The organism is Streptomyces sp. NPDC046860, assembly GCF_040645115.1.
Lineage (GTDB): Bacteria > Actinomycetota > Actinomycetes > Streptomycetales > Streptomycetaceae > Streptomyces.
Genome location: NZ_JBEYXQ010000020.1, coordinates 13,090 through 40,032, shown reverse-complemented (window position 1 = coordinate 40,032; position 26,943 = coordinate 13,090). Strand labels below are relative to the sequence as shown.

The following is a 26,943-nucleotide window of genomic DNA, read 5'->3' as shown; positions in this document are numbered from 1 at the left end:
CCGGGACGGGGGTGGCGGGCCTCGCCCACGGGGGAATCGTGGGGCGCGGTCACGGCCGTACGGCCACGGGGGCGACCGCGCCCCGCGAGCGGATCAGGCGTCGCGGTTCTCGCGCAGCTCGACCTTGCGGACCTTGCCCGACACCGTCATGGGGAAGGCGTCCATGAGCTGGAGCCGGCTCGGGATCTTGTAGTGGGCGAGCCGCTCCCGGCAGAAGGCGCGCAGTTCCTCCAGCGTGAGCGGGTCGGCCGCGTCGAGCGGGATGACGCAGGCGAGGACCTCCTCGCCGTAGCGCTCGTGCGGTACACCGACCACCTGGACGTCCCGGATTCTGGGGTGGGCGTAGAGGAACTCCTCGATCTCGCGCGGGTAGATGTTCTCGCCGCCCCGGATGATCATGTCCTTGATCCGGCCGACGATCTCCACGTAGCCGTCCTCGCGCATGACGGCGAGGTCGCCGGTGTGCATCCAGCGGCCGGTGTCGATGGCCTCGGCGGTCTTCTCCGGCTCCTCCCAGTAGCCGAGCATGACGCTGTAGCCGCGGGTGCACAGCTCGCCCGCCTCGCCGCGGGGCAGGGTGACGCCGGTGGCCGGGTCGACGACCTTGACCTCCAGATGGGGCAGGACCCGGCCGACGGTGCCGGTGCGGTGCTCCAGGTCGTCGTCCACGCGGGTCTGCAGGGACACCGGCGAGGTCTCGGTCATGCCGTAGCAGATGGATACCTCGGCCATGTGCATCTCGGCGACCACCCGCTTCATCACCTCCACCGGGCAGGGCGAGCCCGCCATGATGCCGGTGCGCAGGGTGGAGAGGTCGTACGCGGCGAACCCAGGGAGGTTCAGCTCGGCGATGAACATCGTGGGCACCCCGTACAGCGAGGTGCAGCGCTCCCGCTGGACGGCCTCCAGGGTGGCCGCCGGCTCGAAGGACGGGGCCGGGATGACGATGCAGGCGCCGTGGGAGGTGGCCGCGAGGTTGCCCATGACCATGCCGAAGCAGTGGTAGAAGGGCACGGGCACGCAGATCCGGTCCTGCTCGGTGTAGGCGACCGACTCCCCCACGAAGAAGCCGTTGTTGAGGATGTTGTGGTGGGAGAGGGTGGCACCCTTCGGGAAGCCGGTCGTGCCCGAGGTGTACTGGATGTTGATCGGGTCGTCGCAGGACAACCCGGCCTCGCGGGAGCGCAGTTCCTCTTCAGGGAACTCGGCGCCGAGGGCGGTGAACTCCTCCCAGCCCGGGTCGCCGAAGTACACCGCCCGCTTCAGCTCCGGGCACTTCGGGCGGACTTCGTCCACCATCGCCCGGTAGTCGCTGCCCTTGTGCTCGGTGGAGGCGAACAGCAGCGAGACACCTGCCTGCCGCAGGACGTACTCGACCTCGTGGGTGCGGTAGGCCGGGTTGACGTTGACCATGATCGCGCCGACCTTGGCGGTGGCGTACTGGACGAGCACCCACTCCGCCCGGTTGACCGCCCAGACGCCCACCCGGTCGCCCTTGGCCACCCCGTCGGCGAGCAGGGCGCACGCCAGCCGCTCGACGTCGGCGGCGAACTCGGCGTAGGTCCAGCGCCGTCCGGCGGGGATGTCGACCAGGGCGTCCCGGTCCGGCCAGGCGGCGGCCGTACGGGCGAGGCTGGCGCCGATGGTGTCACCGAGCAGGGCGGTGCCGCCGGTGCCGTGCGTGTAGGAGAGGGTCACCGGAAGTCCTCCTCGCGGTACTCGTCCGCCGAGCCCGCGGCCGTGGCCTCGCGCAGCTCGATGCGGCGGATCTTGCCGGATACGGTCTTGGGCAGCGGCCCGAACTCCAGCCTGCGCAGCCGCTTGTAGGGCGCGAGCACCTCGCGGGAGTGTTCGAAGAGCGCCTTGGCGGTGCCGGGTCCCGGCTCCCAGCCCTCGGCGAGGACGACGTACGCCTTCGGTACGGCGAGCCGTAGTTCGTCCGGCGCGGGGACGACGGCCGCCTCGGCCACCGCCTCGTGCTCCAGCAGCGCGCTCTCCAGCTCGAAGGGGCTGATCTTGTAGTCGCTGGCCTTGAAGACGTCGTCGCTGCGGCCCGTGTAGTAGACGTACCCGTCGGCGTCGCGGGAGCCGATGTCACCGGTGCGGTAGTAGCCGTCGGCCATCGCCTCGCCGGTGCGCTCGGGGTCGCCGTGGTAGCCGGTCATCAGGCCGACCGGGCGCGCGGCGAGGTCCAGCGCGATCTCGCCCTCGGCGGCGCCGGGTGCGCCGGTGACCGGGTCGAGGAGTTCGACGCGGTAGCCGGGGCTGGGCCGGCCCATGGAGCCCGAACGCAGCTCCTGGCCGGGGCTGTTGGAGATCTGCACGGCCGTCTCGGTCTGCCCGAACCCGTCCCGGACGGTGACCCCCCAGGCCCGCCGGACCTGTTCGACCACCTCGGGATTGAGCGGTTCCCCGGCGGCGACGGCCTCGCGGGGCGGGGTGGCGAGCTGGGTCAGGTCGGCCTGGATGAGCATCCGCCACACGGTGGGCGGCGCGCAGAAGGTGGTGACCCGGGCCCGGTCCATCTCGGTCATCAGCCGGGCGGCGTCGAAGCGGGAGTAGTTGACGACGAAGACGGTCGCCTCGGCGTTCCAGGGCGCGAACAGGTTGGACCAGGCGTGCTTGGCCCAGCCGGGCGAGGAGATGTTGAGGTGCACGTCGCCGGGCTTCAGCCCGATCCAGTACAGGGTGGCGAGATGGCCGACCGGGTAGGAGGTGTGGGTGTGCTCGACCAGCTTGGGGCGGGCGGTCGTGCCGGAGGTGAAGTACAGCATCAGCGGGTCGTCGGCGAGGGTCGGGCCGTCGGGCAGGAACCCGGCGGGGAGCGCGTAGGCGTCCTCGTACGGCTCCCACGCCTCCTCGGGCAGGCCGCCGACCGCGATCCGGGTGTAGGTGCCGGGCACCTCGTCGAACTTGGCCGTGTCCTCGGCGCGCGCGATGACGTGCGCGACCCCGCCCCGGTCGACCCGGTCGCGCAGGTCGGCGGGGCCGAGCAGCGGGGTGGCCGGAATGACCACGGCGCGCAGCTTCATCGCGGCGAGCATGGTCTCCCACAGCTCGGCCTGGTTGCCGAGCATGACGAGAATCCGGTCACCGGCACCGACGCCGAGTGCCCTGAGGTGAGTGGCCACCCGGTCCGAGCGGCCGGACATCTCGGCGAAGGAGAGCCGAGTCTCGGTGCCGTCCTCCTCGACGATGTGCAGGGCGGTGCGGTCGTTGCCCTCCGCGATCACGTCGAACCAGTCCAGCGCCCAGTTGAAGTGCTCGAACCCGGGCCAGCGGAAGCCGTCACAGGCACCCTGGTAGTCCTCCCGGTGTTCCAGCAGGAAATCGCGGGCGCTGCGGAACAGCTCCGTGGGGGTCGTCATCCGTGTCCTCCTCGCTGCCGGGGCCGTCCACCGCCGGAGCTTTCTCGGGTGCACTCCCGCGTCCCGGACCATTGCCGGGCGGCTCTCCCCCATCGTCTAATCCGTGATGCGGGTCTCACCACCCCCGAACGGGGGTGGCGGCACGAAGGAGCGAGAAGGTGGCAGCAGATGCCGTGGCGACGGCGGAGATCCGGGGTGCGCTGGCGGGGCTGCGGCGGGCCACGGGGCTGCCGGTCGCGTTCGGCGGGGCGGTCGGCCCCGGCGCGGCGCAGATCAGGATCAGCGAGCTGAGCGGCACGGCGACCCCCGCGCTGCGTTCGCTGGTGGTGACCTCCGGCACCGGTCTGGGCGGCCGGGCGGTGGCGCTGGGCCGGGCGTGCGCGGTACCGGACTACTCCAGTTCCCGGCGGATCAGCCACGAGTACGACGCGCCGGTGGCCGCCGAGGGCCTGCGCTCGGTGCTCGCGGTGCCGCTGGTGGTCGGGCACCGGGTGCGCGGGGTGCTGTACGGCGCGCTGCGCACCGCCGAGCCGCTCGGGGACCGGGCGCTGGGCGGGGCGGTGGCGGCGGCGCGGGAGGTCGAACGGGCGCTCGCGGTACGGGACGAGGCGCGGGGGATGCTGGCCGCGCTGCGGCCCGCCGCTCCCGTGGCTCCGGCCGCCGCGCCCGCCGTACCGGAGCCGGGGGCGGGCCGGGAGCAGGTGCGCGAGGCGCACGCGGCGTTGCGGGCGCTGGCCCCGCGCATCGCCGATCCGGAGCTGCGCGCCGAACTGCTGGCGGCCTGCGGCCTGCTGACGGCACCGCCGCCGGCCGGCGGCCCGGTGCTCGCCCCGCGTGAGCTGGACGTGCTGACCTGGGTGGCGACGGGCGCCACCAACGCGGCCGTCGCCGACCGGCTGGGGGTGCGTCCGGAGACGGTGAAGGGCTATCTGCGCGCGGCGATGCGGAAGCTGAGCGCACACACCCGGGGGGAGGCGGTGACGGCGGCGCGGCGGGCCGGGCTCCTCCCCTAGGGGGCGTCCGCGAGCCGGGCCGGACCCTCCGGCAACCGCCCCCGAAACATGCCATTCACATACGCCCGGATTGAATTTGCCGATGTCTGACGAGCTGTTATTTCCCTCACCACGACTACGGGCCGAATTCCGGGCTCCGTTGCCTAGAATTTGGCCCGGACACGACACACGAGGGGAGCGGGCGACCGTGCGACGGGACTTCCAGGAGCCTGCCCGATGCCGCCCCGACCTGCTCATCGGCCGAGCGGATCTGTTCGCCGACGCGAAGGAACAGCTCGTCTCCGGCGGCAGTGTGCTGGTGCACGGCCCCGCCGGAATAGGGAAATCGACCTTCCTGCGGGCATTGGCCGAGGAATACGGCGCCACCGCGCACACCGTGTTGCGCTGCTCGGCGACCGAGTCCGAATCCCATCTGCCCTTCCTGGCGCTCGCCGACCTCCTCGGGCTGGTGCTGGACCAGATCGCGCCCCAGCTCCCCTCGGCCCAGCTGACGGCGCTGGAGTCGGCGCTCACCGGCCGGGGCGAGTCCAGCCTCCAGCGCGACGGCCTCGCCCTGCGCCTCGCGGTGCTCTCCGCGCTGCGCGCCCTCGCCGCGCGCGGCCCGGTCCTCGTCGTCGCCGACGACCTCCAGTGGCTGGACCCGGCCAGCGCCGAACTGCTCGGCTTCGCCGCCCGCCGCCTGGAGGGCACGCCGGTGCAACTGCTGTGCGCGGTGCGCACGGAGGGCCCGGAGAGCCAGGCGTACGACCGTCACCTGCGCGCCTGCCCGCCCGACACGGCCGCCGTACGGCTGGGCCCGCTGAACCGCGCCGAGGTGGCGCGGCTGCTGGACCACCGGGGGCACGGGGCGCTGCCCCGCTCCACGGTCCGCGAGGTCCACCGCACCAGCGGCGGCAACCCGCTGTTCGCGCTGGAGCTGAGCCGTGCGCTCGCCGACAGCCCCACCCCGCCCCGCCCGGGCGAGCCGCTGCCGGTGCCGACCTCGCTGCGCGCCCTGGTGCTCAGCCGGCTGGACATGCTCTCCGTGGAGGCCCGCCGCACCCTGCTGGTGGCGAGCGCGGGCGCCCGCCCGACCCCGGCCCTGCTGCACGCGGCCGGCCGGGAGAACGCCGAGGCGGAGTGCGCCCAGGCCGCCGAACTCGGGCTGCTGGCCACCGAGCCGGAGGCCCCGGCCGTGCGGTTCGCGCACCCGCTGATCTCCGCCGCCCTGTACGCCGAGGCACCCGCGCCGGAGCGCCGGGCCGCGCACGCGGCGCTGTCCCACGCCGCCTCCGACCCGATCGAGCGCGCCCGGCACCTGGCGCTGGCCACCACCGGGACCGACCCGGAGGTGGCGGCCAGACTCGCCGGGGCCGCGACCCTCGCCCGCGACCGAGGGGCGCCCTCCGTGGCCGCCCAGCTCGGGCTGCTGGCCGCCCGCCGCACCCCCGCCGACGGCACGCCCGGCCCGGAGGAGCGGCGGCTCACCGCCGCCGAGGACGCGATCACCGCGGGCGAGGTCGACCTCGCCCGGGACATCGCCCGCGAGGTGCTGGGCCGCACCGCCGTGCCCGCCGAGCGGGTACGGGCCTGGATCGTCGTCATCGACACCGCCGGCCACACGATGGCCGAGGTCGACGCCGTCTTCCCGCAGGCGCTGGCCGACGCCGGGGAGGACCCCCGGCTGCTGGGCCTGGTCAACTACCAGCTCGCCTGGCGCGCGCTGATCGTGCAGGGCGACTTCACCGAGGCCCGTACGGCCGCCGCGCACGCGGCCGCGCTGGCCGCGCACGCCGGGGACCGGCGCACCGAGCTGCTGGCTCTGGCCTTCCAGGCGCAGACGGAGACCCTGATGGGCCATCCGGAGGCGCCCCGCACCATCAAGCGGGCCCTGCGCGAGCCGCAGGACGCCTCGGTGGCGTGTCATCACAACGGGGCGGGCAGCGCCCGGTTCCGCTGGCTGGTGATGGGCGACCGGCTGTCGGAGGCGCGCGGCACGGTGACCGCGCTGCTGGGCGAGGTGCGGCGGCGCGGCTCGGTGGAGAGCGAGGTGCACTTCCTGCGCGGGCTCGCCGAGACCGAACTGCGCGCCGGGCACTGCGGCCGCGCCCTGGAGCTGGCCCGGGAGAGCCTGCGGCTGGCGCGGGACTCGGGTATCGGGGAGACCGCCTGCGCGATGCTGACCTCGCTGGCCGAGGCGTCCGGCGGGGACGTGGAGGCGGCGCTGGCACTGGCCCGGGAGGCGGTGGCCCATGCCGAGCAGGACGGCGACCAGATGTATCTCTCGCGGGCGCTGGGCGCGCTCGGTCACGCCCAGTTGGTGGCGGGGGACGCGGCGGGCACGGTCCGTTCGCTGCGCCGGGTACGCCGTCTGGAGCAGGACCTCGGCATCACCGACCCGGCCCGCGGCCGCTGGCACGGGGATCTCGCCGAGGCGCTGGTCCGGGTCGGGGAGCCCGCCGAGGCGCAGGACGTCATCGACGCCAGCCGGGAGCACGCCGACCGGCTCGGCCGGGCCAGCGTGCTGGCGGTCCTGGACCGCGCGGAGGCGCTCGTACGGGCGGCACGCGGGGACCGGGAGGGCGCGCTGACCCGGCTGACGTCCGCTCAGGACCGGCTCACCGAGCTGGGCTACGGGCTGGAGGCGGCCCGCGCCGCGTTCGCCCTGGCCCAGCTGCGGGCCCGCTCCCCCGAGGGGTCCCGCCGCAGGGGCACCGGGTACGACGAGGCGACGCGGCTGTTCCGGCGCTGCCGGGCACTGCCGTGGCTGCGTCAGGTGGACGAGGCCCGTACCGCGCCCGAGTCCGCACCGCCCGTACCGGAGCCGGACGCCCTGGAGGCGCAGGACGCGCTGGCGGGACTGGCCGCGATGGAGCGTCAGGTGGCCGCGCTGGTGATGGAGGGCGCCACCAACCGGGAGATAGCGGCACGGCTGTTCGTGAGTGTGAAGACGGTGGAGGCGACGCTGACACGGGTCTACCGGAAGCTGGGCATCCGGTCGCGGGTGGACATCGTCCGATTGGCCGCAGGTCGCCGCGCGAAGTGACGGCACCCCCGGTTAACTGAGCCGGACCGAGGGTTTTCCCTCACCCGGCCCCCTAGGGGGTTCCCTCATTGGGAGGCGGGAGTTCCGGGTCCTAGCGTGAGGGGCGTGCCGCTCGCCGGGCACACGGGTTCGGGAACTCTCCCTCTCCGCTCCACCGGAGCCGGGGGTGCCCCGTCCCGTGCACCACCCCCACACCCGCGCGACCCCCACCGGCAACCCCACCTGAGGAGACTCATGTCCGGGCTCAGACGTGCCAGAAAGACCGCCGCGACGCTGCTGGCCACCGCCGCCGCCGCGGCGACCGCGCTCGTGGCCGCCCCCGCGGCGAGCGCCGCGCCCCAGCCCATCGTGGGCGGCACGACCACCACCACGACCGCGTACCCGTACGTCATGCAGATCACGGACGCGTCCGGCAGCCAGTTCTGCGGCGGCACCCTGGTGTCCGCCAAGAAGGTGGTCACGGCGGCGCACTGCATGGTCGGCGAGTCGACGAGCAGCGTCCGCGTGGTCGGTGGCCGCACCTATCTGAACGGCACCAACGGCACGGTGAGCCGCGTCAGCAAGATCTGGGTCAACCCGGACTACACCGACGCCACCAACGGCGACGACGTGGCCGTGCTGACCCTGTCGACGTCGATGCCGTACACCCCGGTGTCCTACGTCTCCTCCTCCCAGACCGGTGTCTACGCGGCCGGCACGACGGCCCGCATCCTCGGCTGGGGCACCACCTCGGAGAACGGCAGCTCCTCCAACCAACTGCGGACCGCGACCGTGCCGACGGTGTCCGACTCCAGTTGCCGCACCTCCTACGGTTCGGACTTCGTCCAGTCCGACATGGTCTGCGCCGGACTCACGTCCGGTGGCGTCGACACCTGCCAGGGCGACAGCGGCGGTCCCCTGATCATCGGGGGCGTCCTGGCAGGGATCACTTCCTGGGGCGAGGGCTGCGCGGAGGCCGGTTATCCGGGGGTCTACACCCGGCTGACCACCTTCTCCAGCCTGGTGACCGCACAGGTCAACTCGTGACCGGAAGGGTTTCCCGAGTGCGCTCGGGTGCATGACCAGGGGGGCGCTGCGAGCCACCACGAGCGGCCCGCAGCGCTTCCCTGTCCAATCGCGCGGCGAGGGGCGTGCCGGTGGGCGTGCGCGACCCTCTGCGCGCCGGTGGCACTTCCGTCCGTCCACCGGGCAGGTGACCCGCCGGGGTGAACCTCCGGCGGGCGGACGGCGATTCCCTACGATCGTGGTGTGGCTCTCTTCTCGCTCGAACGCACGGTCCCGCTCCCCCTCGACGAGGCGTGGCGGCGGCTCACCGACTGGCCCCGCCACGGCGACCTGGTGCCGCTCACCCGGACGACGGTGGCCACGCCCCCGCCGACCGGTGTGGGCACCCGCGTCGTCGCCCGGACCGGGGTCGGCCCGCTGCTCTTCGACGATCCGATGGACATCACCGTGTGGTGTCCGCCGCAGGACGACGAACCGGGGCTGTGCCGCCTGGAGAAGCGCGGCCGGGTGGTCCTGGGCTGGGCGGAGATCGAGGTGCGGCCGGGGCCCGGCGGGCGGACCCGGGTGCTGTGGCGCGAGGAGCTGCGGGTGGCCCGGCTGCCGCGCGCCTTCGACGGCGTGGTGACGGGCGCGGCCCAGTCCATGTTCGGACGGGTGGTGAACGGGCTGCTCAGGCAGGAGTGAACGGGGCCTTCAGTCCTTGCGGCCGGTGACCGCGACGGTGACGCCGAGGCCGATCATGGCGAGGCCGCCCGCGCCGCCGACCGCGGCGAGCCGGCGCGGGGAGCGGGCGAACCACTGCCGCGCGGCGGAGGCGACCAGCCCCCACGCGCTGTCGCAGGTGAGGGCGATGACGTTGAACACCAGCCCGAGCAGCAGCATCTGGAGCGGTACCCGGCCCTCGGCGGGGTCGGTGAACTGGGGCAGCACGGCGGCGAAGAAGACGATCGTCTTGGGGTTGGCCACCCCGACCGCGAAGCCGTCCCAGAGGGTGCGCGGCCCGCTGTGCGCCGGGGCGTCCCCGGCGAACGCGCCCCGCAGCGAGCCGCGCCGGCGCCACGCCGTGACGCCGAGGTACACGAGGTAGGCGGCGCCCGCGAGCTTGAGCGCGGTGAAGGCGAGGACCGAGCGTTCCACGACCGCCCCGACGCCGAGCGCCACGGCGGCGACGAGGACGCAGGCGCCGAGCGTGTTGCCGACGACGGTGGTGAGCGCCGCGCGGCGGCCGTGGGCGAGGGCCCGGCCGATGACGAACAGCACGCTCGGTCCGGGCACCACGATCAGCAGCAGGGACATCGCGGCGAAGGCGAGCAGACGGTCGGCGGGGAGCATGCCGTCATGCAAGCACGGCGGCCGTCCGGCCGGGAAGCGCTTTTCGGCGCGCTCAGGCCGGTGACGCCACCCGCGGCGGGATGTCGTGGTGGATCGGGGTGTGCGCGCCGGTCAGCGAGGTCCCGCCGCCGCCGCGCCGCGCCGCGACGATCTCCGCCGCGATGGACAGCGCGGTCTCCTCGGGGGTACGGGCGCCGAGGTCGAGCCCGATCGGCGAGCGCAGCCGGGCCAGCCGGCGGTCGGTGACGCCCGCCTCGCGCAGCCGCTCCAGCCGGTCGAGGTGGGTGCGGCGGGAGCCCATCGCGCCGACGTAGGCCACCGGCAGGCCGAGGGCATGACGGAGCAGCGGTACGTCGAACTTGGGGTCGTGGGTGAGGACGCAGAGCACCGTGCGGGCGTCGGTCGCGGTGCGCTCCAGGTAGCGGTGCGGCCAGTCGACGACGACCTCGTCGGCCTCGGGGAACCGGTCGCGGGTGGTGAACACCGGCCGGGCGTCGCACACCGTGACATGGAAGCCGAGGAACTTGCCGACGCCGACCAGCGCGGCCGCGAAGTCGACGGCGCCGAACACGATCATCCGGGGCGGGGGCAGCGCGGACTCGATCAGGACGGTGACGGGGGCCCCGCAGCGCGCGCCGCTCTCGCCCGCCTCCACGGTGCCGGTGCGGCCCGCGTCCAGGAAGGCGGCGGCCTCGGCGGCGATCGTGCGGTCCAGTTCCGGGTGGCCGCCGAAGCCGCCGTGCCGGGTGCCGTCGCCGTCAAGGAGGAGGGTGCCGCCGAGCAGGGCGGGCGGTCCGGCCACGATCCGGGCGAGCGCGACCGCCCGGCCGTTCGCGGCGGCGGCCAGCGCGGCGGCGAGCACCGGCCGGTCCGGGCTTTGGGCGCGGACCGGCACGACCAGGACGTCGATGGTTCCGCCGCAGGTCAGTCCGGCGCCGAGGCCGTCCTGGTCGTCGGGGTCGTCGTAGCCGAAGCGTTCGAGCACGGGCCGTCCGTCGGCCAGTGCCTGCCGGCACATCTCGTACACCGCGCCCTCCACGCAGCCCCCGGAGACCGAGCCGACGGCGGTGCCGCCGGCGTCGACCGCGAGGGCGGCGCCGGGCAGGCGCGGGGCGCTGCCGCTGACGGCGACCACGGTGGCCACCGCGAAGTCCCGGCCGCCGGCGGCCCACGCGTTCAGTTCCTCGGCGATGTCCAGCATCTGTCGGTCTCCTGACGGATCGCTCTCAGGCCGTGCCGGTGAGGTGCTCGGGCCGTACCGGGGTGCGGTTCAGTTCGAGCCCGGTCGCGGCGCGGATCGCGGCGAGCACGGCCGGGGTGGACGACAGGGTGGGTGCCTCCCCGACGCCCCGGAGGCCGTAGGGGGCGTGGTGGTCGGCGAGTTCGAGGACGTCGACGGGGATGACCGGGGTGTCGAGGATGGTCGGGATCAGGTAGTCGGTGAAGGACGGGTTGCGCACCTTCGCCGTGACCGGGTCGACCAGGATCTCCTCCATCACCGCGACGCCGAGGCCCTGCACGGTGCCGCCCTGGATCTGGCCGAGCACGGAGAGCGGGTTGAGGGCCTTGCCGACGTCCTGGGCGCAGGCCAGCTCGACCACCTTGACCAGGCCGAGTTCGGTGTCGACCTCGACGACGGCGCGGTGCGCGGCGAAGGAGTACTGCACGTGCCCGTTCCCCTGGCCGGTGTGCCGGTCGAAGGGCTGGGTGGGCCGGTGCCGCCACTCCCGCTCGATCTCGACGCTCTCCCCCTCCAGCACGTCGGCGAGGTCGGCGAGCACCTCGCCCCCGTCGGTGACCACCTTGCCGCGCTCCAGCAGGAGTTCGGCGGTCGCCCAAGCGGGGTGGTACGTACCGAACTTGCGGCGCCCGATCTCCAGCACCTTCTCCCGCACCAGCGCGCAGGCGTTGCGGACGGCGCCGCCGGTGACGTACGTCTGGCGGGACGCGGAGGTCGAACCGGCGCTGCCCACGCGGGTGTCGGCGGGCTGGATGGTGACCTTCTCCACGCCGAGTTCGGTGCGGGCGATCTGGGCGTGGACGGTGACGCCGCCCTGGCCGACCTCCGCCATCGCGGTGTGCACGACGGCGACCGCTTCCCCGCCGACGACCTCCATGCGCACCCTGGCGGTGGAGTAGTCGTCGAACCCCTCGGAGAAGCCGACGTTCTTGATGCCGACCGCGTAGCCGATCCCGCGTACGACGCCTTCGCCGTGCGTGGTGTTGGACAGACCGCCGGGCAGCTGCCGTACGTCGGCGCCCTCGCTGGACTCCCACTGGCGCTCGGGCGGCAGTGGCATCGCCTTGACGCGGCGCAGGAGTTCGGCGACCGGCGCGGGCGCGTCCACCACCTGTCCGGTGGGCAGGGTGCTGCCCTGTTCCATCGCGTTGCGCTGCCTGAACTCCACCGGGTCCAGCCCGAGTTCCTTCGCCAGCTTGTCCATCTGGGCCTCGTAGGCGAAGCACGCCTGGACCGCGCCGAAGCCGCGCATGGCCCCGCAGGGCGGGTTGTTGGTGTAGAGCGCGACGGCCTCGATGTCGACGTCGTCGACGTTGTACGGGCCGATGCCGAGGGAGGCGGCGTTGCCGACGACGGCCGGGGAGGCGGAGGCGTAGGCGCCGCCGTCCAGGACGATCCGGCACTTCACATGGGTGAGCAGGCCGTCCCGGGTCGCGCCGTGCTCGTAGGTGAGCTTGGCGGGGTGGCGGTGGACATGGCCGAAGAAGGACTCGAACCGGTCGTAGACGATCTTCACCGGCCGGCCGGTGCGCAGCGCCAGCAGGCAGGCGTGGATCTGCATCGACAGGTCCTCGCGGCCGCCGAACGCGCCGCCGACCCCGGCCAGCGTCATGCGGACCTTGTCCTCGGGCAGGCCGAGGACGGGGGCGATCTGGCGCAGGTCGGAGTGGAGCCACTGGGTGGCGATGTAGAGGTGGACCCCGCCGTCCTCCTCGGGCACGGCGAGCCCGGACTCGGGGCCGAGGAACGCCTGGTCCTGCATGCCGAAGGTGTACTCGCCGCGCACGATCACGTCGGCCCGCTCCGCGGCCACCGCCGCGTCGCCGCGCACGATGGGCTGGCGGTGCAGGATGTTGGGGTGGTCGACGTAGGGCGCGTGGTGGTCGGTGCGGCCCTCGTGGACCAGGGCGGCGTCGGGGGCGGTGGCGGAGAACTCGTCGGTGATGACGGGCAGTTCGCGGTATTCGATCCGGATCTTGGCGGCGGCCCGGCGGGCGGTCTCGGGGTGGTCTGCGGCGACGGCGGCGACGGGTTCGCCGTGGTGGCGTACCTTGCCGTGGGCGAGGACCGGGGTGTCCTGGATCTCCAGGCCGTAGGTGCGCACCTCGGCGGGCAGGTCCTCGTAGGTCAGGACCGCGTGCACGCCGGGCAGGGCCAGCGCCTCGGAGGTGTCGATGCACACGATCTCGGCGTGGGCGACGGTGGAACGCAGCAGGTGGCCCCAGAGCATGTCCTCGTGCCAGAGGTCGGAGGAGTAGGCGAACTCGCCGGTGACCTTGAGGATGCCGTCCGGGCGGAGCGTGGACTCGCCGATGCCGCCCGCCGCCTGGGCACCCTGGGTGATCTTCGTGGGGACGCCGGCCGGTCCGGATGCGGGCATGTCAGACCTCCTCGGCCTGCCGGGCGGCCGCCAGGCGGACCGCGTCCATGATCTTCTCGTAGCCGGTGCAGCGGCACAGGTTGCCCGAGAGCGCCTCGCGGATGTCGGCGTCGGTGGGCTCGGGGTTCTGCTCCAGGAGTTCGTCGGCGGCGACGAGCAGGCCGGGGGTGCAGAAGCCGCACTGCACGGCGCCCGCGTCGATGAACGCCTGCTGGATTGGCGCGAGTCGCGTGCCCTCCCCGGGCAGCGGCTGCCAGCGCCGGGCCTCGTCCATGCCGACGCCCGGCGTGGTGGTCCGGCGCTTGTCGGCGTGGTCGGCCAGGCCCTCCACGGTGACGACGTCGCGCCCTTCGGCCTGGCCCGCCGCGACCAGGCAGGAGCAGACCAGCTCGCCGTCCATGCGGACGGTGCAGGAGCCGCACTCGCCCTGCTCGCAGGCGTTCTTGGCGCCGGGCAGGCCGAGCCGCTCGCGCAGTACGTAGAGCAGGGACTCACCCTCCCAGACGTCGTCGGCCTGCTGCGGGCGTCCGTTGACGGTCAGACTGACGCGCATCACGCGGCTCCTTCGGTGGCCCGGCGCCCGCCCCGGTAGGACTCCCAGGCCCACATCAGCGTGCGGCGGGCCAGCACGCCGATCGCGTGGCGCCGGTAGTCGGCGGTGCCGCGCACGTCGTCGATGGGGTTGCAGGCGGCGGCGCACAGGGCGGCGAACCGCTTCACGGCCGAGGGATCGACGATCCGGCCGCTCTCCCAGCACCCGCCCTCCTCCAGGGCCGAGTTGAGGAACTGTTCGGCCACCTCCGCCCGGATCGGGGTGGGCGCGGCGGAGCCGATGCCGGTACGGACGGTACGGGTCTCGGGATGCAGGGCGAGCCCGAAGGCGCACACCGCGATGACCATGGCGTTGCGGGTGCCGACCTTGGAGTACTGCTGGGGTCCGTCCGCCCTGGCGATCCGGACGGCGCGGATCAGCTCGTCGGGCTCCAGCGCGTTGCGCTTGACCCCGGTGTAGAAGGCGTCGATCGGGATGAGCCGGGTGCCGCGCGCCGCCGACTCCGCCTCCACCTCGGCCCCGGCCGCGAGCAGCGCCGGGTGGGCGTCACCGGCGGGCGAGGCGGTGCCGAGGTTGCCGCCGACGCCGCCCCGGTTGCGGATCTGGGGGGAGGCGACGGTGTGCGCGGCGAGCGCGAGACCGGGCAGTTCGGCGCGCAGGTGGCGCATGATCCGGGCGTACGGGACGGAGGCGCCGAGCCGTACGGAGTCCGCGCCGGTCTCCCACTCGGTCAGCTCGCCGATGCGGGTGAGGTCGAGGAGGTGGGTGGGGCGGCGGTGGTCGAAGTTGATCTCCACCATCACGTCGGTGCCCCCGGCGATCGGCACGGCGGCGGGGTGCTCGGCCTTCGCGGCGAGCGCCTCCCGCCAGCTTGCGGGGCGGAGGAATTCCATGGCCCGGCTCTCTTCTTCCGTCTCATGACACGGGGGTCGTGAAGTCAGTACACCGGTCCTTCTTCCAGCGCTGTCAGTCACCGAAAACCCGAAGGAGTTGGCTGGCCACGGCGGTCATCTTGTAGATTCGTATGAACGAAGGCCATCGGCAACCTCTCTGATTTCCCCGTGAAACACAGGAGACACCGCAGGTGCGGGGCACGGCCCGCGCGCCCCGCACCCGCTCCGCCTCCGTCACCCATCCAGATCAAGCGAAGTTTCGACACAGAACGGCGGCGACGAGATGCGGCTGCGCGCACTGCTGGACACCGACGCGCTGGGGCTGCGGCTGCTCGGCGGCGAGGACGAGCTGGACCGCACGGTCCGCGGGGTCATGACGACCGACCTGCGCGACCCGAGCCGCTACCTCTCGGGCGGCGAGCTGGTCCTCACCGGCCTCGCCTGGCGCCGGGACGCCGGGGACTCCGAGCCGTTCGTCCGCCTCCTGGTGCAGGCCGGGGTCACCGCGCTCGCCGCCGGGGAGGCCGAGCTGGGCGACGTGCCCGAGGACCTGGTGCTGGCCTGCGCGCAGCACCGGATGCCGCTGTTCGCCGTGCACGAGTCGGTGGCCTTCGCCACCATCACCGAACACGTCGTGCGCCAGGTCTCCGGTGAGCGCGCCGGTGACCTGGCCGCCGTGGTGGACCGGCACCGGCGCATGATGACCTCCGGCCCGGCGGGCGGCGGCCCGGACGTCGTCCTCGACCTGCTCGGCAGCGACCTCGACCTGCGCGCCTGGGTGCTCTCCCCCACCGGGCGGCTGATAGCCGGGTCCAAGGTCGCGGGCCCCGCGCTGCCGCCGGAGACCTGCGCGCGGCTGGCGGCGGAGCATCTCGCGGCCGTGCGCACCGGGCGGCGCGGCCCCCACCGGGTCCAGCTCGACGGCACCACGTACTCCCTGTTCCCGGTCCGCGCCTCCGGCCGCGCCCCGCAGGCCGTGCGGGACGCGCGCGAGACCGCGCTGTCGGACTGGCTGCTGGCCGTCGAGGCGGACGCCGCCGAGTGGCCCGAGGAGCGGCTCGACCTGCTGCGGGGCGTCACCCAGCTGATCGCCGTCGAGCGGGACCGGCGCGACGCCGGCCGCACGGTGCGCCGCCGCCTCGCCCAGGAGGTGCTGGAGCTGGTGCAGAGCGGTGCCGCGCCCGCCGAGATCGCGGCACGCCTCCGGGTCGCCGCGCCGGTGCTGCTGCCGGGGCTCGGGGCGGCTCCGCACTGGCAGGTGGTGGTGGCCCGGGTCGAGTGGGAGGACGGCGAGGCCGCCGCGGGGCAGGTCGCGCAGTCGCTGCTGGAGGAGGTCCTCGTCGACCCGCTGGCCACCGGGCCGGAGCCGGCCGACCGGGTCGCCGTGGCGCACACCGGGGACGAGGCCGTGGCCCTGGTGCCGCTGCCCGCGGTCTCCGCCGAGCACGACGGCTCCGAGGCCGGGCTGCACGCCGACGCCCTGCTGCGCTCGGTGCGCGAGGCGCTGTCGGCGGGCCTGGAGGGCGACGGCCGGCTCACCCTCGGCGTGAGCGCCGCGGTGCACTCGGCGGAGGGGCTGCGCGGGGCGCTGGAGGAGGCCCGGCACGCCCGCCGGGTCGCCGCGGCCCGGCCCGGCCGGGTGTGCGCCGCCGGACACCAGGAACTGGCCTCGCACGTGCTGCTGCTGCCGTTCGTCCCGGACGACGTGCGCCGCGCCTTCACCGCCCGGCTGCTGGACCCGCTCAAGGAGTACGACCGCCGCCACCGGGCCGAGCTGATCCCGACCCTGGAGGCGTTCCTCGACTCCGACGGCTCCTGGACCCGGTGCGCGACCCGGCTCCACCTGCACGTGAACACCCTGCGCTACCGGGTGGGCCGCATCGAACAGCTGACGGGCCGCGACCTGTCGCGCCTCGAGGACAAGCTGGACTTCTTCCTCGCCCTCAGGATGAGCTGAGCACACCGACGCGCCCGTGATCAGCGGCGGTCGGCGCCGGTCATCCGATTCGATCTTCCGACGCCACCGTCCGGCCGATCGGCCACCGGCCGCAACTTTGTGAAAAGTTTCACCCACCCTCTTGGCCGCGCCCGGTGATCGGTGCTGGAATGCACGCCACCACTCAACAGCTCGACGGCGCGCTCGGGGAGGGCAACGTGGCGCATTCCGCCATGTCTGGTAACGGAACGACCGCCGATGACGATCCGCTCCAGACCGCGGTGTGGCGGCTGCGCTCCCGGGCCTGCTGGGCCGACGCCGCGGCCCTGCTGCCCACGGACACGCCGAAGGCGACGCTCCAGCGGGCCGCGCTGCTGGTGGAGCGGTGCCTGTACACCGAGCGGGGCTGGGAGGCGGCGGAGGACGCCCTGCGCACCGCCGAGGCGCGGGCCCACAGCGACGAGGAGCGCGGGGCGGCGGCCTGCGAACGCGGCCAGCTCGCCTACACCGCCACGCTGCACGGCGTACGGGACCGGGCGGACGAGGCGCGGGCCGCGCTGGGCCGGGCGGCGGCCCTCATCCCGCCGGGGGCTTCGGGGCGGGCCCTGCTGGACTTCCGCCGGGGCCTGCTCGCCGAGAACCTGGCGCACGCCCCGCAGGCCGCCCGCGCCGCCTACCGCCGGGCCCACGCGGGCGCCACCGACCGGTCCGACCCGCTCCTGCTGTCCTTCACCTGGCGCCATCTCGCCGGACTGGCGCTGCGCGAGGGCGAGTTGGCCGAGGCGCGGCACGGCTTCGCCGAATCCCTCCGCCTGCGCGAGGAACTCGGCTACCTGGTCGGCACCGCGCCCGCGCTGGTCTCGCTCGCCGAGACCGAGACCGAACCGGAGGCGTCCCGGCTGCGCGAGGAGGCCCGGCGCCTCTTCCGTCTCCTCGGCGGGGTCCCCACCTGGCTCACCGGCCATCTGACGCCGCCGGCACCGGGGGCGGCCACTGCCTGAGGAGCCCTCGACCGGCTCAGGCCCGGTCCGCCGCGCCCTCAGCCCCGGTGGGGGCCTCAGTCCCGCTGTGCGAAGTGTTCCGCCACCAGTTCCCCCAGCGTGTCCAGGTCGCCGGAGGCCAGCGCGTCCAGCAGGGCGGTGTGCTGGGCCGCGTCCCGGAGCAGGACGGCCCGGTGCTGGCGGGGCGGTGTGCCGACCAGGGGCCACTGGGCGCGGCGGTGCAGGTCCTCCGCGATGCGCAGGAGCTGTTCGTTGCCCGCGAGGGCAAGGAGGGCGCGGTGGAAGGCGCGGTCGGCCTCCGCGTACCGGGCGGGACAGCCGGAGGCGGCCGCGCGGGCGGTGTCCTCGGCCAGCGGGCGCAGCTCGGCGAAGCGGGCGGCGGGCACGGAACGGGCGAGCCTCAGCAGCACCGGGACTTCGAGCAGCGCCCGTACCTCCGCCAGCTCGGCCAGTTCGCGGGCACCGCGCCGAACGACCCGGAAACCCCGGTTGGGGACGACTTCGACGGCACCCTCCAGCGCGAGTTGCTGCATGGCCTCGCGGACCGGGGTGGCCGAGACCCCGAAGCGCTCGCCGAGCACCGGTGCCGAATAGACCTCGCCGGGGCACAGTTCGCCCGTCGTGAGCGCGGTGCGCAGGGCGTCGAGGATCTGCCCGCGCACCGAGGCCCGCTGCACGACCGTACGCGGCGGGGGGAGCGGCGCCTCGCCGTGCGTGTGCTCGCCGCGCACACCGGAGGCGGTGCCGGCCGGCTCGCGGGGCGCCGCGGGGGCGGAGGGGGCCGCCGGCCGCGCGGGCGCGGGCCGTGCGGCGGGCCAGGGCAGCCCGGGACCGGGGACGTCGTGCAGGCCCTGCTTCACGGGTCCTCCTCGGGCTGGTGGCGGCCGGGACGCGCGGGCGCCCTGCCATGGGGCCGGGCCCCGGGACACGGACGACGGACCGTCACATGTCCGTCAAGCACCTTAGGCGCAGGAGGCGGCAGTTCAAATTCCCGGAAAGGCCGGTAAGGTTAGGCTTACCTGTACGTCCGCCCCCGTGTTCGAAGGATCGGTGGTCCCGCCATGCTCGCTACGGCCTCACCGCTCGCCGCCGCGTACGCCCGGCTCGGCCAGGTCTATCCGGGCCTGAACGTGACGATCCTGGACGCCTCGCGGGAGGCGCTGCCCTCGGGCGAGGGCTGGGTGACCGCCGACGGGCTCGCCGCGGGCGGGGTCCAGCTCGACTCCTTCCTCGCGTGGGACGACGCGCAGGTGCTGCGGGACTACGGCCGGCCCGCCCGCCCCGACGTCATCGCGAGCTTCGGACTGCACCGCTACGCCTGGCCCGCCTGCCTCCTGGTCACCGTCCCCTGGTTCCTGTACCGCCGGGTGCCCCGGCTGCCCGCCTCCCATGTCGCCTACCACCGCACCGAGGGCCGCATGGCCGTGCGCCCGGCCGGCTTCGCCTGCCTGCCGGACGACCCGGCGGCCGGCCGGCCCGAAGCGGTCGTCGTCGCGGACGAGGAGGCGCTGCGGGCCGAGGTCCGCGCGGCCGTCGCCGAGCACCTCCAGCCGGTGCTGGGCGGCTTCGGGCCGCGCATGCGGCGGCGCGGACGCGCCCTGTGGGGCATGGCGACGGACGAGATCGTGGAGAGCCTGTGGTACCTCGCCTCCCTCTTCGGTGAGGGCGAGGAGCGACGCGCGGTGCGCGAGCTGGAGCTGCTGCTGCCGGGCGCGACGGGTCCGTACGCGGGCTCGGCGGCGTTCCGCGAGCTGACCGGTCCGGGCGGCGAACCGCTGCCCACCCGCGACCGGGTCAGCTGCTGCATGTTCTACACGCTGCGCCCCGAGGACACCTGCGCCACCTGCCCGCGCACCTGCGACAGCGAGCGGATCGCCAAGCTGACCGCCGCCGCGGCCGCCTGAAACCCGCCGGAACCACTCGTTCGGGCAGCGTTAATCGAACTCAACCGCCCCTACACCGTGGAGAGTTCGAGCAAAACACCGTCGCCGCACCGGCCTCGGGCCCCTTTGGCGGTCCATTGCCTCGAAATCCCTGGCCGCTCGCCGGGAATGGGTCACTATGACGGGCGATACGCCCCATCCCAAGGCAAGGGACCCCTGATGCGAATGACCGACATATCGCTGAACTGGCTGCTTCCGGGCGCCGTGCTGCTCCTGGGCCTGCTGGCGGCGATCGCGGTGCTCGCGCGCGGCAAGCGCTCTTCCGGGGAGAAGACAGGCGCGGACGACTCCTGGGAACGCAGCGAGGAACGCCGCAGGCGCAAGGAGGCGTTCTACGGAACCGCCTCGTACGTCCTGCTGTTCTGCTGTGCGGCGGTGGCCGCCGCACTCTCCTTCCACGGTCTGGTCGGCTTCGGTGAGCAGAACCTCGGGCTCACCGGCGGCTGGCAGTACCTGGTGCCGTTCGGCCTGGACGGCGCGGCCATGTTCTGCTCGGTCCTCGCCGTGCGCGAGGCCAGCCATGGCGACGCCGCCCTGGGCTCCCGGATGCTGGTGTGGATGTTCGCCGCCGCCGCGGCCTGGTTCAACTGGGTGCACGCGCCCAGGGGGATGGGGCACGACGGGGCGCCGCAGTTCTTCTCCGGCATGTCCCTCTCGGCCGCGGTGCTCTTCGACCGCGCGCTGAAGCAGACCCGCCGGGCCGCCCTGCGCGAACAGGGTCTGGTGCCGCGTCCGCTGCCCCAGATCCGCATCGTGCGCTGGGCGCGGGCACCCCGCGAGACCTACCGCGCCTGGTCGCTCATGCTCCTGGAGGGTGTGCGCAGCCTGGACGAGGCGGTCGAGGAGGTGCGCGACGACCAGCGGCAGAAGGACGAGGCCCGTCGGCGCAGGCGCGACCAGCAGCGGGTGGAACGCGCCCAGTTGAAGGCGCTCAGCCGGGGCGCCCGGGGCATCGTGCCGCGGACGCCCGCGCGGACGGTGGAGGTGCAGATGGACCGCGCCCCCGCCTCCACGGCCGGGGAGCCCGCCATAGCGGCGGACAAGCCGTCCGCGCGGCCGCGGCCGCCTCTGCAATCGGTCCCCAAGAGCGGTGAGGCGGTCACGGTCGACCTCACCGCCGAGGACGACACGATGGCGATCCCCCGGCTGGACTCGCTGGAGCGCAAACTGAAGGATCTCGAGCAGCAGTTCGGCTGAGTTCCGTCACGACGGGGCGGGGAAGCGATTCAGGAGAATCGCTTCCCCGCCCCGTCGGCGTCTCCGGCTACGCGGCCTCCGCGCCCAGCTCGAACCACACCGACTTGCCCACGTCGTGCGCCCGTATCCCCCAGGCGTCCGCGAGGGACTGCACCAGGAGCAGGCCCCGGCCGTTGGTGTCCTGGTCGGGTTCGGGGGCGCGCACCCGGGGTCCGCGGGCGACGAAGTCCCGTACCTCCACGCGCAGGGCGCGCGGGGTGAGGACGGCGATGAGGACGGCGTCGTCGTCGGTGTGCACCAGGGCGTTGGTGACCAGTTCGCAGGTGAGCAGTTCCGCTATGTCGGACCGGTCCGGCCGGCCCCAGTGCCGCAGCAGGGCACGCAGTTCGCGGCGCGCCTCGGGCACCGCCGCGAGGTCGGCTCGCGCCAGCTCGCGTCTGAGCCGGTGCGCCTCACGCGTGCCGCCCGTGTCGTCGTCCCCCATGTCCGCCGGAGAGGCCCCCACCGCCACGGGACCACCCCCTCGCGCGTGCCTCGTCATGACCCCCGCCCACACGTCGCCGGCCCTCCCCCTTCTGGTCGACCGCGTCCACGTCGGATGGTTGCCCAGAGGGCTCCCGGCCAGTCATGGCCGCCGCCCGATGGCCGGGTCTTCGGCCACGCGCGGTGGCCCGGCGGCCCGTCCGCCGGGTGCGCGGGCGGCCGTACGGAGGGCGCCGGGGCGGCCGAAAGCCGCCGCAGGAGCCGACTGGCGGCTCCTGCGGCGCGATTCGGGGACCCAGCGCCCCCAACCGGTCACACGCGGTGAAACTGACCGGAAATCACCGCTGTCGGACGCGGTTCAGGGCCGGGGCACGTTACGGAGGTTGGAACGGGCCATCTGGAGCATCCGGCCGACGCCGCCGTCCAGCACGATCTTCGACGCGGACAGCGCGAACCCGGTGACCATCTCGGCCTTGATCTTCGGCGGGATCGACAGGGCGTTGGGGTCGGTGACGACGTCCACCAGCGCGGGCCCCTTGTGCCGGAAGGCGTCCTTGAGCGCTCCGGCGAGCTGCTTGGGCTTCTCCACCCGTACCCCGTAGGCACCGCAGGCGCGGGCGACCTCGGCGAAGTCGGGGTTGACGTCGGTGGTGCCGTACGAGGGCAGGCCCGCGACCAGCATCTCCAACTCCACCATGCCGAGCGCGGAGTTGTTGAACAGCACGATCTTCACCGGCAGGTCCTGCTGGACCAGGGTCAGGAAGTCCCCCATCAGCATGGTGAATCCGCCGTCGCCGGACATGGAGACGACCTGCCGGTCACGGTCGGCGAGCTGGGCGCCGATCGCCATGGGCATCGCGTTGGCCATCGAGCCGTGCGAGAACGAACCGATGATCCTGCGACGGCCGTTGGGCGAGATGTACCGGGCGGCCCAGACGTTGTTCATGCCGGTGTCCACGGTGAACACCGCGTCGTCGTCGGCCAGTTCGTCCAGCACGGACGCCACGTACTCGGGGTGGATCGGGACGCGCTTGTCGACCTTGCGGGTGTACGCCTTGACCACGCCCTCCAGCGCGTCGGCGTGCTTCTTGAGCATCCGGTCCAGGAAGCGGCGGTCCGTCTTCTCCCGCACCCGGGGGATGAGACAGCGCAGCGTCTCGCGGACGTCGCCCCACACCGCGAGGTCCAGCCGGGAGCGGCGCCCGATGACCTCGGGCCGTACGTCGATCTGCGCGATCCGCACGTCGTCGGGCAGGAAGGCGTTGTACGGGAAGTCGGTGCCGACCAGGATCAGCAGCTCGCACTCGTGGGTGGCCTCGTAGGCGGCGCCGTACCCGAGCAGCCCGCTCATCCCGACGTCGTACGGGTTGTCGTACTGGATCCACTCCTTGCCGCGCAGGGCGTGGCCCACCGGGGACTTGACGCGTCCGGCGAACTCCATCACCTCGGCGTGGGCGCCCGCCGTGCCCGCGCCGCAGAACAGGGTGACCTTGTCCGCCTCGTCGATCATCTCCACCAGGCGGTCGATCTCGGCGTCGCCGGGGCGGATGGTGGGCCGGGAGGTGACCAGGGCGCTCTCGAAGGACTGCTCGGGCGCGGGCTGGTCGGCCACGTCGCCCGGCAGGGTGACGACGCTGACGCCGCGCTGCCCGATCGCGTGCTGGATGGCGGTCTGGAGCAGCCGGGGCATCTGCTTCGGGTTGGAGATCATCTCGCTGTAGTGGCTGCACTCCTGGAACAGCCGCTCGGGGTGCGTCTCCTGGAAGTAGGAGAGGCCGATCTCGCTGGACGGGATGTGCGAGGCGAGGGCGAGGACGGGCGCCATCGAGCGGTGGGCGTCGTACAGGCCGTTGATGAGGTGGAGGTTGCCGGGGCCGCAGGAGCCGGCGCAGGCGGTCAGCTTGCCGGTGACCTGGGCCTCGGCGCCCGCCGCGAAGGCGGCGACCTCCTCGTGGCGGACGTGCACCCAGTCGATGGCGGCGTTGCGGCGCACGGCGTCCACGACCGGGTTGAGGCTGTCCCCGACGACGCCGTACATACGGCGCACCCCGGCGCGGGCGAGGATGTCGACGAACTGTTCGGCGACGTTCTGTTTGGCCATGACGCTCGTGTGCCCCTTCGCGGTCCCGGGATACGCTCTCGCGGTTCCATGAAGTCACAGGGGCCCGGGTTACGCCTCCCAAACGGCGGCGGCCGTGCGGTCGTCGGCGTACCCCTTCACCCGGGTCAGGGCATCGGCGAGGAACCCGGCGAGACCGGGCGCGGCCGCCCGCGACCAGCGGCGGCCGAGGAACGCGCGGAGGGACGGCTCCCCGCGCAGCGGGTCCGCGAGCCCGGTCGTGCACATCATCAGCACGTCACCCGGCCGGGCCACCGCCGCCCGGAACCGGAACGGCACCGGCGGCGGCCCGGCGGGGTCGGCCACCGGCTCGTACGGGCTGGGCGGAACGGGGATGCCGAGGTCCAGGGTGAGGCGGTCGCCGTCCGGGGTCTCGGCGGGCAGCGCGCCCGCGGCGGGCGGCGCGGCGCCGGGGTCGGCGGGTTCGATGTCGAGCCACTCCCCGTCCCGCAGCCGGAACAGCCCGCCCTCGCCCGCGCCGAAGAAGACCCGGGTACGGCAGTCGGGGTCGGCGGGCAGCAGCAGACAGCGCAGGCTCGCCGTGTGCTCCTCGGGGCCGAGGTCCCGTTCGGCGGCGTCGGCGCGGAGCCGGCCGAGCGTGCGGTCGGTCAGACGGTGCAGCCCGGACTTGAGGTCGCCGCGCCGGCCCGCCCGCAGGTCCTCGACCAGCCGCTCGTGGCTGCGCCCGACGGCCTGCCCGATGTACCGGCACGCCTCGGCGGCCGCCCGGTGCGCGCCGGGCGCGGCCCGCGCGCCGGTGGCCATGGCCACGAGCACGAGGGCGTGTTCGCCCGCGCCGAACCGGGCGACGAGCAGGGCGTCCCGCCGTGCCTCGCCCCGGTACCTCGCCGAGTCGCCGCGCAGCGAGACCGCGCGCAGGGTGCACGCCCCGTACCGGGCGCCCTCCAGCACGGTGTCGGACACCAGCTCGTCGAGCCGGTCGGGATCGGCGGCGGGCAGCGCGGTGGGTTCGGGGGCGTAGGTGGGCGGCCGGGAGCCGACGTAGTCGGGGGTGGGGGGTGCGGCCGGGTGGCCCGGCGTGAACCGGGCGACGCCGGTGACGACGGGGCCCCGGGGCGCGGGGACACCGGCCCGCCGGCCGGAACGGGGGTCCGGCTGCCGGGGCGCCTCGGGCGGGCCGCCGGGGGCGGGCGCGGGCCAGCCGGGCATGGGCGGCACGGCCGGTGGCCGGCCGGCGGCGGGCGCGTCCTGAGCGGGAGGGGCGGGAGCGGGAGGGACCGGAGCGGCGGGCGGGGCGGGCTGCTGCTCGCCGGTGCGCTGCGCCGGGAGGGGCGGCGGCTCGTCCGGCGGCCGGTCTCCGGAGAGGCGGGCTGGTGTGTCCTCCCCGGCGTCGTCCGTGCGGTCCGTGCGGTCCGTGCGGTCCGCGCGCTCCGTTGGCCCGGCGGCCCGTGTCGTCGCCCGCTTCGCCGAGGCGTAACGGTCGTCCAGGGAATCCGGAACCGGTGTGGGGCCCGTGTCGTCGGCCGCTTCGTCGTAGAGCTGCCGCCACCAGTCGTCGTCCTGGCGAGTGGGCCCGCCCCCCTGCTGACTCATGCCGGTAATTGTCACCGCGCGGGCCGTGCGGAAACGGGGCATCGGGAAAATCGGACGCCCCCGGCCGCCCACCGCAGCGCATCGGGCGACAGGGCGAACGGCCGTACGAGATCTGCGGTTCCGTCCGGGCTCGGGCACGCTGGGCAGATGGGAGCGTGGGAACTCCTGCTGGTCGGCCTGGTGATCGCGCTGGGCCTGTGCGGAGTGCTGGTGCCCGGTGTGCCGGGCTCGTGGCTGGTGTGGGCCGGGGTCCTGTGGTGGGCGCTGACCAACCCGGCCGCCCTCACCTGGGCGGTGCTCGTCGGCGCCACCGTCGTGCTGCTGCTGGCGCACGTCGTGCGCTGGACGCTGCCCGCGCGCCGGCTGCGGGCGTCCGGCGCGACCCCCCGGATGGCGGTGTACGCGGGCGTCGGCGCGCTCCTCGGATTCGTACTGGTGCCGGTCGTGGGCGCGCTGCCCGGGTTCATGGGCGGGATCTACCTCTGCGAGCGGCTCCGGCTCGGCCGGCACGGCGAGGCGATGGCCGCGCTGCGCACCGCGATGCGCTCGGGCGGTTCCAGCGTGTTCACGGAGCTGTTCGCCTGCCTGCTGATCGCGGGGGCGTGGCTGGGCGCGGTGCTGTGGGGCTGACGCTCACCGCGGCAGGGCCCGGCCGACGGCGTCGGCGACCGCCCGCATCCCCTCGTCGCTGAAGTGCAGGTGGTCGCCGGGGTCGTAGCGCGGCAGCAGGCGTACGGGGTCGGCGGGGTCGCGCAGCGCGGCGTCCGCGTCGGCGACCGCGTCGAAGGCGCCGCCGGTGCGGATGAAGTCGTTGACCCGCTGCCGCACCGCCTCGCGGGCCGCGGTGTGCGCCGGGTAGCCGCCGTACGGGGTGAGGGTGACGCCGACGACCCGGATGCCGCGGGCGTGGGCGCGGGAGACGAGGGTGCGGTAGGCGTCGGCGAAGGCGGCCGCGTCGGTGGCGGCCGGGTTGCCGTTGATGTCGTTGACGCCCTCCAGGACGACGAGGACGCGGACCCCGGCGCGGTCCAGTGCGTCGGCGTCGAGCCGGGCCAGGGCGCTGGGCCCGGTGCCGTCGCGCAGGAGGCGGTTGCCGCCGACGCCCGCGTTGAGGACGCCGAGGCGGCGGTCGCGCTCGGCGAGCAGGTCGGGCCAGCGGTGGTTGGCGTCGTGGGTGGAGCCGTGGCCGTCGGTGAGCGAGTCGCCGAAGGCGACGACGGCGCGGGCGCCGGTGGCGCGTACGTCGACCCCGGTGACGTAGTACCAGTTGCTGACCGGCGTCCGGAACGCCGAGCCGTCCACGTCGGCCGCGTGACCGGCGCCCACGAGGGCGACGTAGTTGGTCTGGAGGGCGGTGCCGTGCTGGGTGGCGGGGCCGGAGTCGTCCGGGGTGAGGACGGTGACCAGGAGGTCGGCGGCGGGCGGCACGGTGAGTTCGACGGGGTCGGTGAGCAGGTCCCGGCCGGGCGGGATCTCGGCGGTCGGCGCGTGGCGAAAGGTGGCGGTGCGCAGGGTGCCGGGTTCGGCGTCGGCGCCCTTGCCGTGCCTCAGGGCGACGGTCACCGCGCCGAGGCGGAGCGGGGCGGTGCCGAACCGGTTGCTGAGGTGGAGGCGCAGGGACCGCCCGCCGACGCTGAGGTGGACGACGTTGCGGATCGCGGCGCCGGGCAGGGCGGGGGCGGTGCCGGAGGGGGCGGCCTCCCATGTGCCGGTCCAGGGCCGGGATGCCTCGGTGGCCCACGCCGGGGCGGGTGTCAGTACGAGCAGCAGGACCGTGAGGAACCGTGCGACGTAGCCCATGTCCGCCTTTCCGCACCGGGCCCGCCCGCGTGCGGGCCCGCCGGAGGCGACGGTGCCACACGCGGCGGCCGGCGGGCGGGCGCCAGCGCCGGGGGCGCACC

21 protein-coding genes are annotated in these 26,943 nt (G+C 74.4%); 9 read left to right on the top strand and 12 right to left on the bottom strand.

Going from position 1 to position 26,943, the window contains the following annotated elements:
* Window positions 1–93: 93 nt before the first annotated feature.
* Together ABZ898_RS24515 and ABZ898_RS24510 are read right to left on the bottom strand one after the other, a co-directional pair.
* Window positions 94–1,698 carry an AMP-binding protein gene (locus ABZ898_RS24515; protein ID WP_361662755.1) on the bottom strand — a complete coding sequence of 535 codons (1,605 nt, stop codon included), beginning with the start codon at window positions 1,696–1,698 and terminating at the stop codon, window positions 94–96.
* A complete protein-coding gene (locus ABZ898_RS24510) occupies window positions 1,695–3,368 on the bottom strand; it encodes an AMP-binding protein (RefSeq protein WP_361662752.1) in 1,674 nt (557 codons plus the stop codon). The genes ABZ898_RS24515 and ABZ898_RS24510 overlap by 4 nt, the downstream gene beginning before the upstream one ends.
* A gap of 158 nt (window positions 3,369–3,526) precedes the next feature.
* Here ABZ898_RS24510 and ABZ898_RS24505 point away from each other — a divergent pair, with 158 nt between their 5' ends.
* From ABZ898_RS24505 to ABZ898_RS24490, 4 genes are all read left to right on the top strand, one after another.
* Window positions 3,527–4,381 (top strand): LuxR C-terminal-related transcriptional regulator, encoded by an 855-nt coding sequence (locus ABZ898_RS24505; RefSeq protein WP_361662749.1) that lies wholly within the window; start codon window positions 3,527–3,529, stop codon window positions 4,379–4,381.
* Window positions 4,382–4,568: 187 nt separating this feature from the next.
* Window positions 4,569–7,406, top strand: a complete 2,838-nt coding sequence (locus tag ABZ898_RS24500) for an AAA family ATPase (RefSeq protein ID WP_361662746.1) — start codon at window positions 4,569–4,571, stop codon at window positions 7,404–7,406.
* A gap of 234 nt (window positions 7,407–7,640) precedes the next feature.
* The gene (locus ABZ898_RS24495) at window positions 7,641–8,432 is read left to right on the top strand and encodes a serine protease (RefSeq protein ID WP_361662743.1); all 792 of its coding nucleotides are present in this window, start codon (window positions 7,641–7,643) and stop codon (window positions 8,430–8,432) included.
* Between the two features lie 222 nt (window positions 8,433–8,654).
* Window positions 8,655–9,095, top strand: a complete 441-nt coding sequence (locus ABZ898_RS24490) for an SRPBCC family protein (RefSeq protein WP_361662740.1) — start codon at window positions 8,655–8,657, stop codon at window positions 9,093–9,095.
* 9 nt (window positions 9,096–9,104) lie between these two features.
* Here ABZ898_RS24490 and ABZ898_RS24485 read toward each other — a convergent pair whose 3' ends face one another.
* Genes ABZ898_RS24485 through ABZ898_RS24465 form a run of 5 tightly spaced genes read right to left on the bottom strand, consistent with a single transcriptional unit; the run spans window position 9,105 to window position 14,809 of the window.
* Complete coding sequence (locus ABZ898_RS24485) at window positions 9,105–9,743, bottom strand: LysE family translocator (RefSeq protein ID WP_361662737.1); 639 nt, start codon at window positions 9,741–9,743, stop codon at window positions 9,105–9,107.
* Window positions 9,744–9,795: 52 nt separating this feature from the next.
* Window positions 9,796–10,944 carry an XdhC/CoxI family protein gene (locus ABZ898_RS24480; protein WP_361662734.1) on the bottom strand — a complete coding sequence of 383 codons (1,149 nt, stop codon included), beginning with the start codon at window positions 10,942–10,944 and terminating at the stop codon, window positions 9,796–9,798.
* Between the two features lie 25 nt (window positions 10,945–10,969).
* Window positions 10,970–13,363 carry a molybdopterin cofactor-binding domain-containing protein gene (locus ABZ898_RS24475; protein WP_361662731.1) on the bottom strand — a complete coding sequence of 798 codons (2,394 nt, stop codon included), beginning with the start codon at window positions 13,361–13,363 and terminating at the stop codon, window positions 10,970–10,972.
* 1 nt (window position 13,364) lies between these two features.
* A complete protein-coding gene (locus ABZ898_RS24470; protein ID WP_361662728.1) occupies window positions 13,365–13,916 on the bottom strand; it encodes a (2Fe-2S)-binding protein in 552 nt (183 codons plus the stop codon).
* Window positions 13,916–14,809, bottom strand: coding sequence for an FAD binding domain-containing protein (locus ABZ898_RS24465; RefSeq protein ID WP_361662725.1), 894 nt, complete (start codon window positions 14,807–14,809; stop codon window positions 13,916–13,918). Before ABZ898_RS24465 ends, ABZ898_RS24470 begins: the two co-directional genes overlap by 1 nt.
* 283 nt (window positions 14,810–15,092) lie before the next feature.
* Here ABZ898_RS24465 and ABZ898_RS24460 point away from each other — a divergent pair, with 283 nt between their 5' ends.
* Window positions 15,093–16,766: a PucR family transcriptional regulator ligand-binding domain-containing protein gene (locus ABZ898_RS24460; RefSeq protein WP_361662722.1), complete on the top strand. Its 1,674-nt coding sequence runs from the start codon at window positions 15,093–15,095 to the stop codon at window positions 16,764–16,766.
* 212 nt (window positions 16,767–16,978) lie between these two features.
* The gene (locus ABZ898_RS24455) at window positions 16,979–17,746 is read left to right on the top strand and encodes a hypothetical protein (RefSeq protein WP_361662719.1); all 768 of its coding nucleotides are present in this window, start codon (window positions 16,979–16,981) and stop codon (window positions 17,744–17,746) included.
* Window positions 17,747–17,802: 56 nt separating this feature from the next.
* On the opposite strand, the gene ABZ898_RS24450 is transcribed toward ABZ898_RS24455, so the two are convergent.
* Window positions 17,803–18,606 (bottom strand): GntR family transcriptional regulator, encoded by an 804-nt coding sequence (locus ABZ898_RS24450; RefSeq protein ID WP_361662716.1) that lies wholly within the window; start codon window positions 18,604–18,606, stop codon window positions 17,803–17,805.
* Between the two features lie 201 nt (window positions 18,607–18,807).
* Between ABZ898_RS24450 and ABZ898_RS24445 the strand changes: the two genes are divergently transcribed.
* Both ABZ898_RS24445 and ABZ898_RS24440 read left to right on the top strand, forming a co-directional pair.
* The gene (locus ABZ898_RS24445; protein ID WP_361662713.1) at window positions 18,808–19,650 is read left to right on the top strand and encodes a (2Fe-2S)-binding protein; all 843 of its coding nucleotides are present in this window, start codon (window positions 18,808–18,810) and stop codon (window positions 19,648–19,650) included.
* Between the two features lie 198 nt (window positions 19,651–19,848).
* Entirely contained in the window at window positions 19,849–20,886 is a 1,038-nt protein-coding gene (locus ABZ898_RS24440) for a DUF2637 domain-containing protein (RefSeq protein ID WP_361662710.1), read from the top strand.
* A 67-nt stretch (window positions 20,887–20,953) separates the two neighbouring features.
* Here ABZ898_RS24440 and ABZ898_RS24435 read toward each other — a convergent pair whose 3' ends face one another.
* The 3 genes from ABZ898_RS24435 to ABZ898_RS24425 form a co-directional block, all read right to left on the bottom strand.
* Window positions 20,954–21,370, bottom strand: coding sequence for an ATP-binding protein (locus ABZ898_RS24435; RefSeq protein ID WP_361662707.1), 417 nt, complete (start codon window positions 21,368–21,370; stop codon window positions 20,954–20,956).
* A gap of 357 nt (window positions 21,371–21,727) precedes the next feature.
* Entirely contained in the window at window positions 21,728–23,470 is a 1,743-nt protein-coding gene (locus tag ABZ898_RS24430; protein ID WP_361662704.1) for a pyruvate dehydrogenase, read from the bottom strand.
* Between the two features lie 69 nt (window positions 23,471–23,539).
* Window positions 23,540–25,042 carry a protein phosphatase 2C domain-containing protein gene (locus ABZ898_RS24425; protein WP_361662701.1) on the bottom strand — a complete coding sequence of 501 codons (1,503 nt, stop codon included), beginning with the start codon at window positions 25,040–25,042 and terminating at the stop codon, window positions 23,540–23,542.
* Between the two features lie 147 nt (window positions 25,043–25,189).
* Between ABZ898_RS24425 and ABZ898_RS24420 the strand changes: the two genes are divergently transcribed.
* On the top strand, window positions 25,190–25,672 hold the full coding sequence (locus tag ABZ898_RS24420; protein ID WP_361662698.1) for a DUF456 domain-containing protein: 483 nt from the start codon (window positions 25,190–25,192) through the stop codon (window positions 25,670–25,672).
* A gap of 3 nt (window positions 25,673–25,675) precedes the next feature.
* Here ABZ898_RS24420 and ABZ898_RS24415 read toward each other — a convergent pair whose 3' ends face one another.
* Window positions 25,676–26,842: a GDSL-type esterase/lipase family protein gene (locus ABZ898_RS24415; protein WP_361662695.1), complete on the bottom strand. Its 1,167-nt coding sequence runs from the start codon at window positions 26,840–26,842 to the stop codon at window positions 25,676–25,678.
* Window positions 26,843–26,943: the final 101 nt, after the last annotated feature.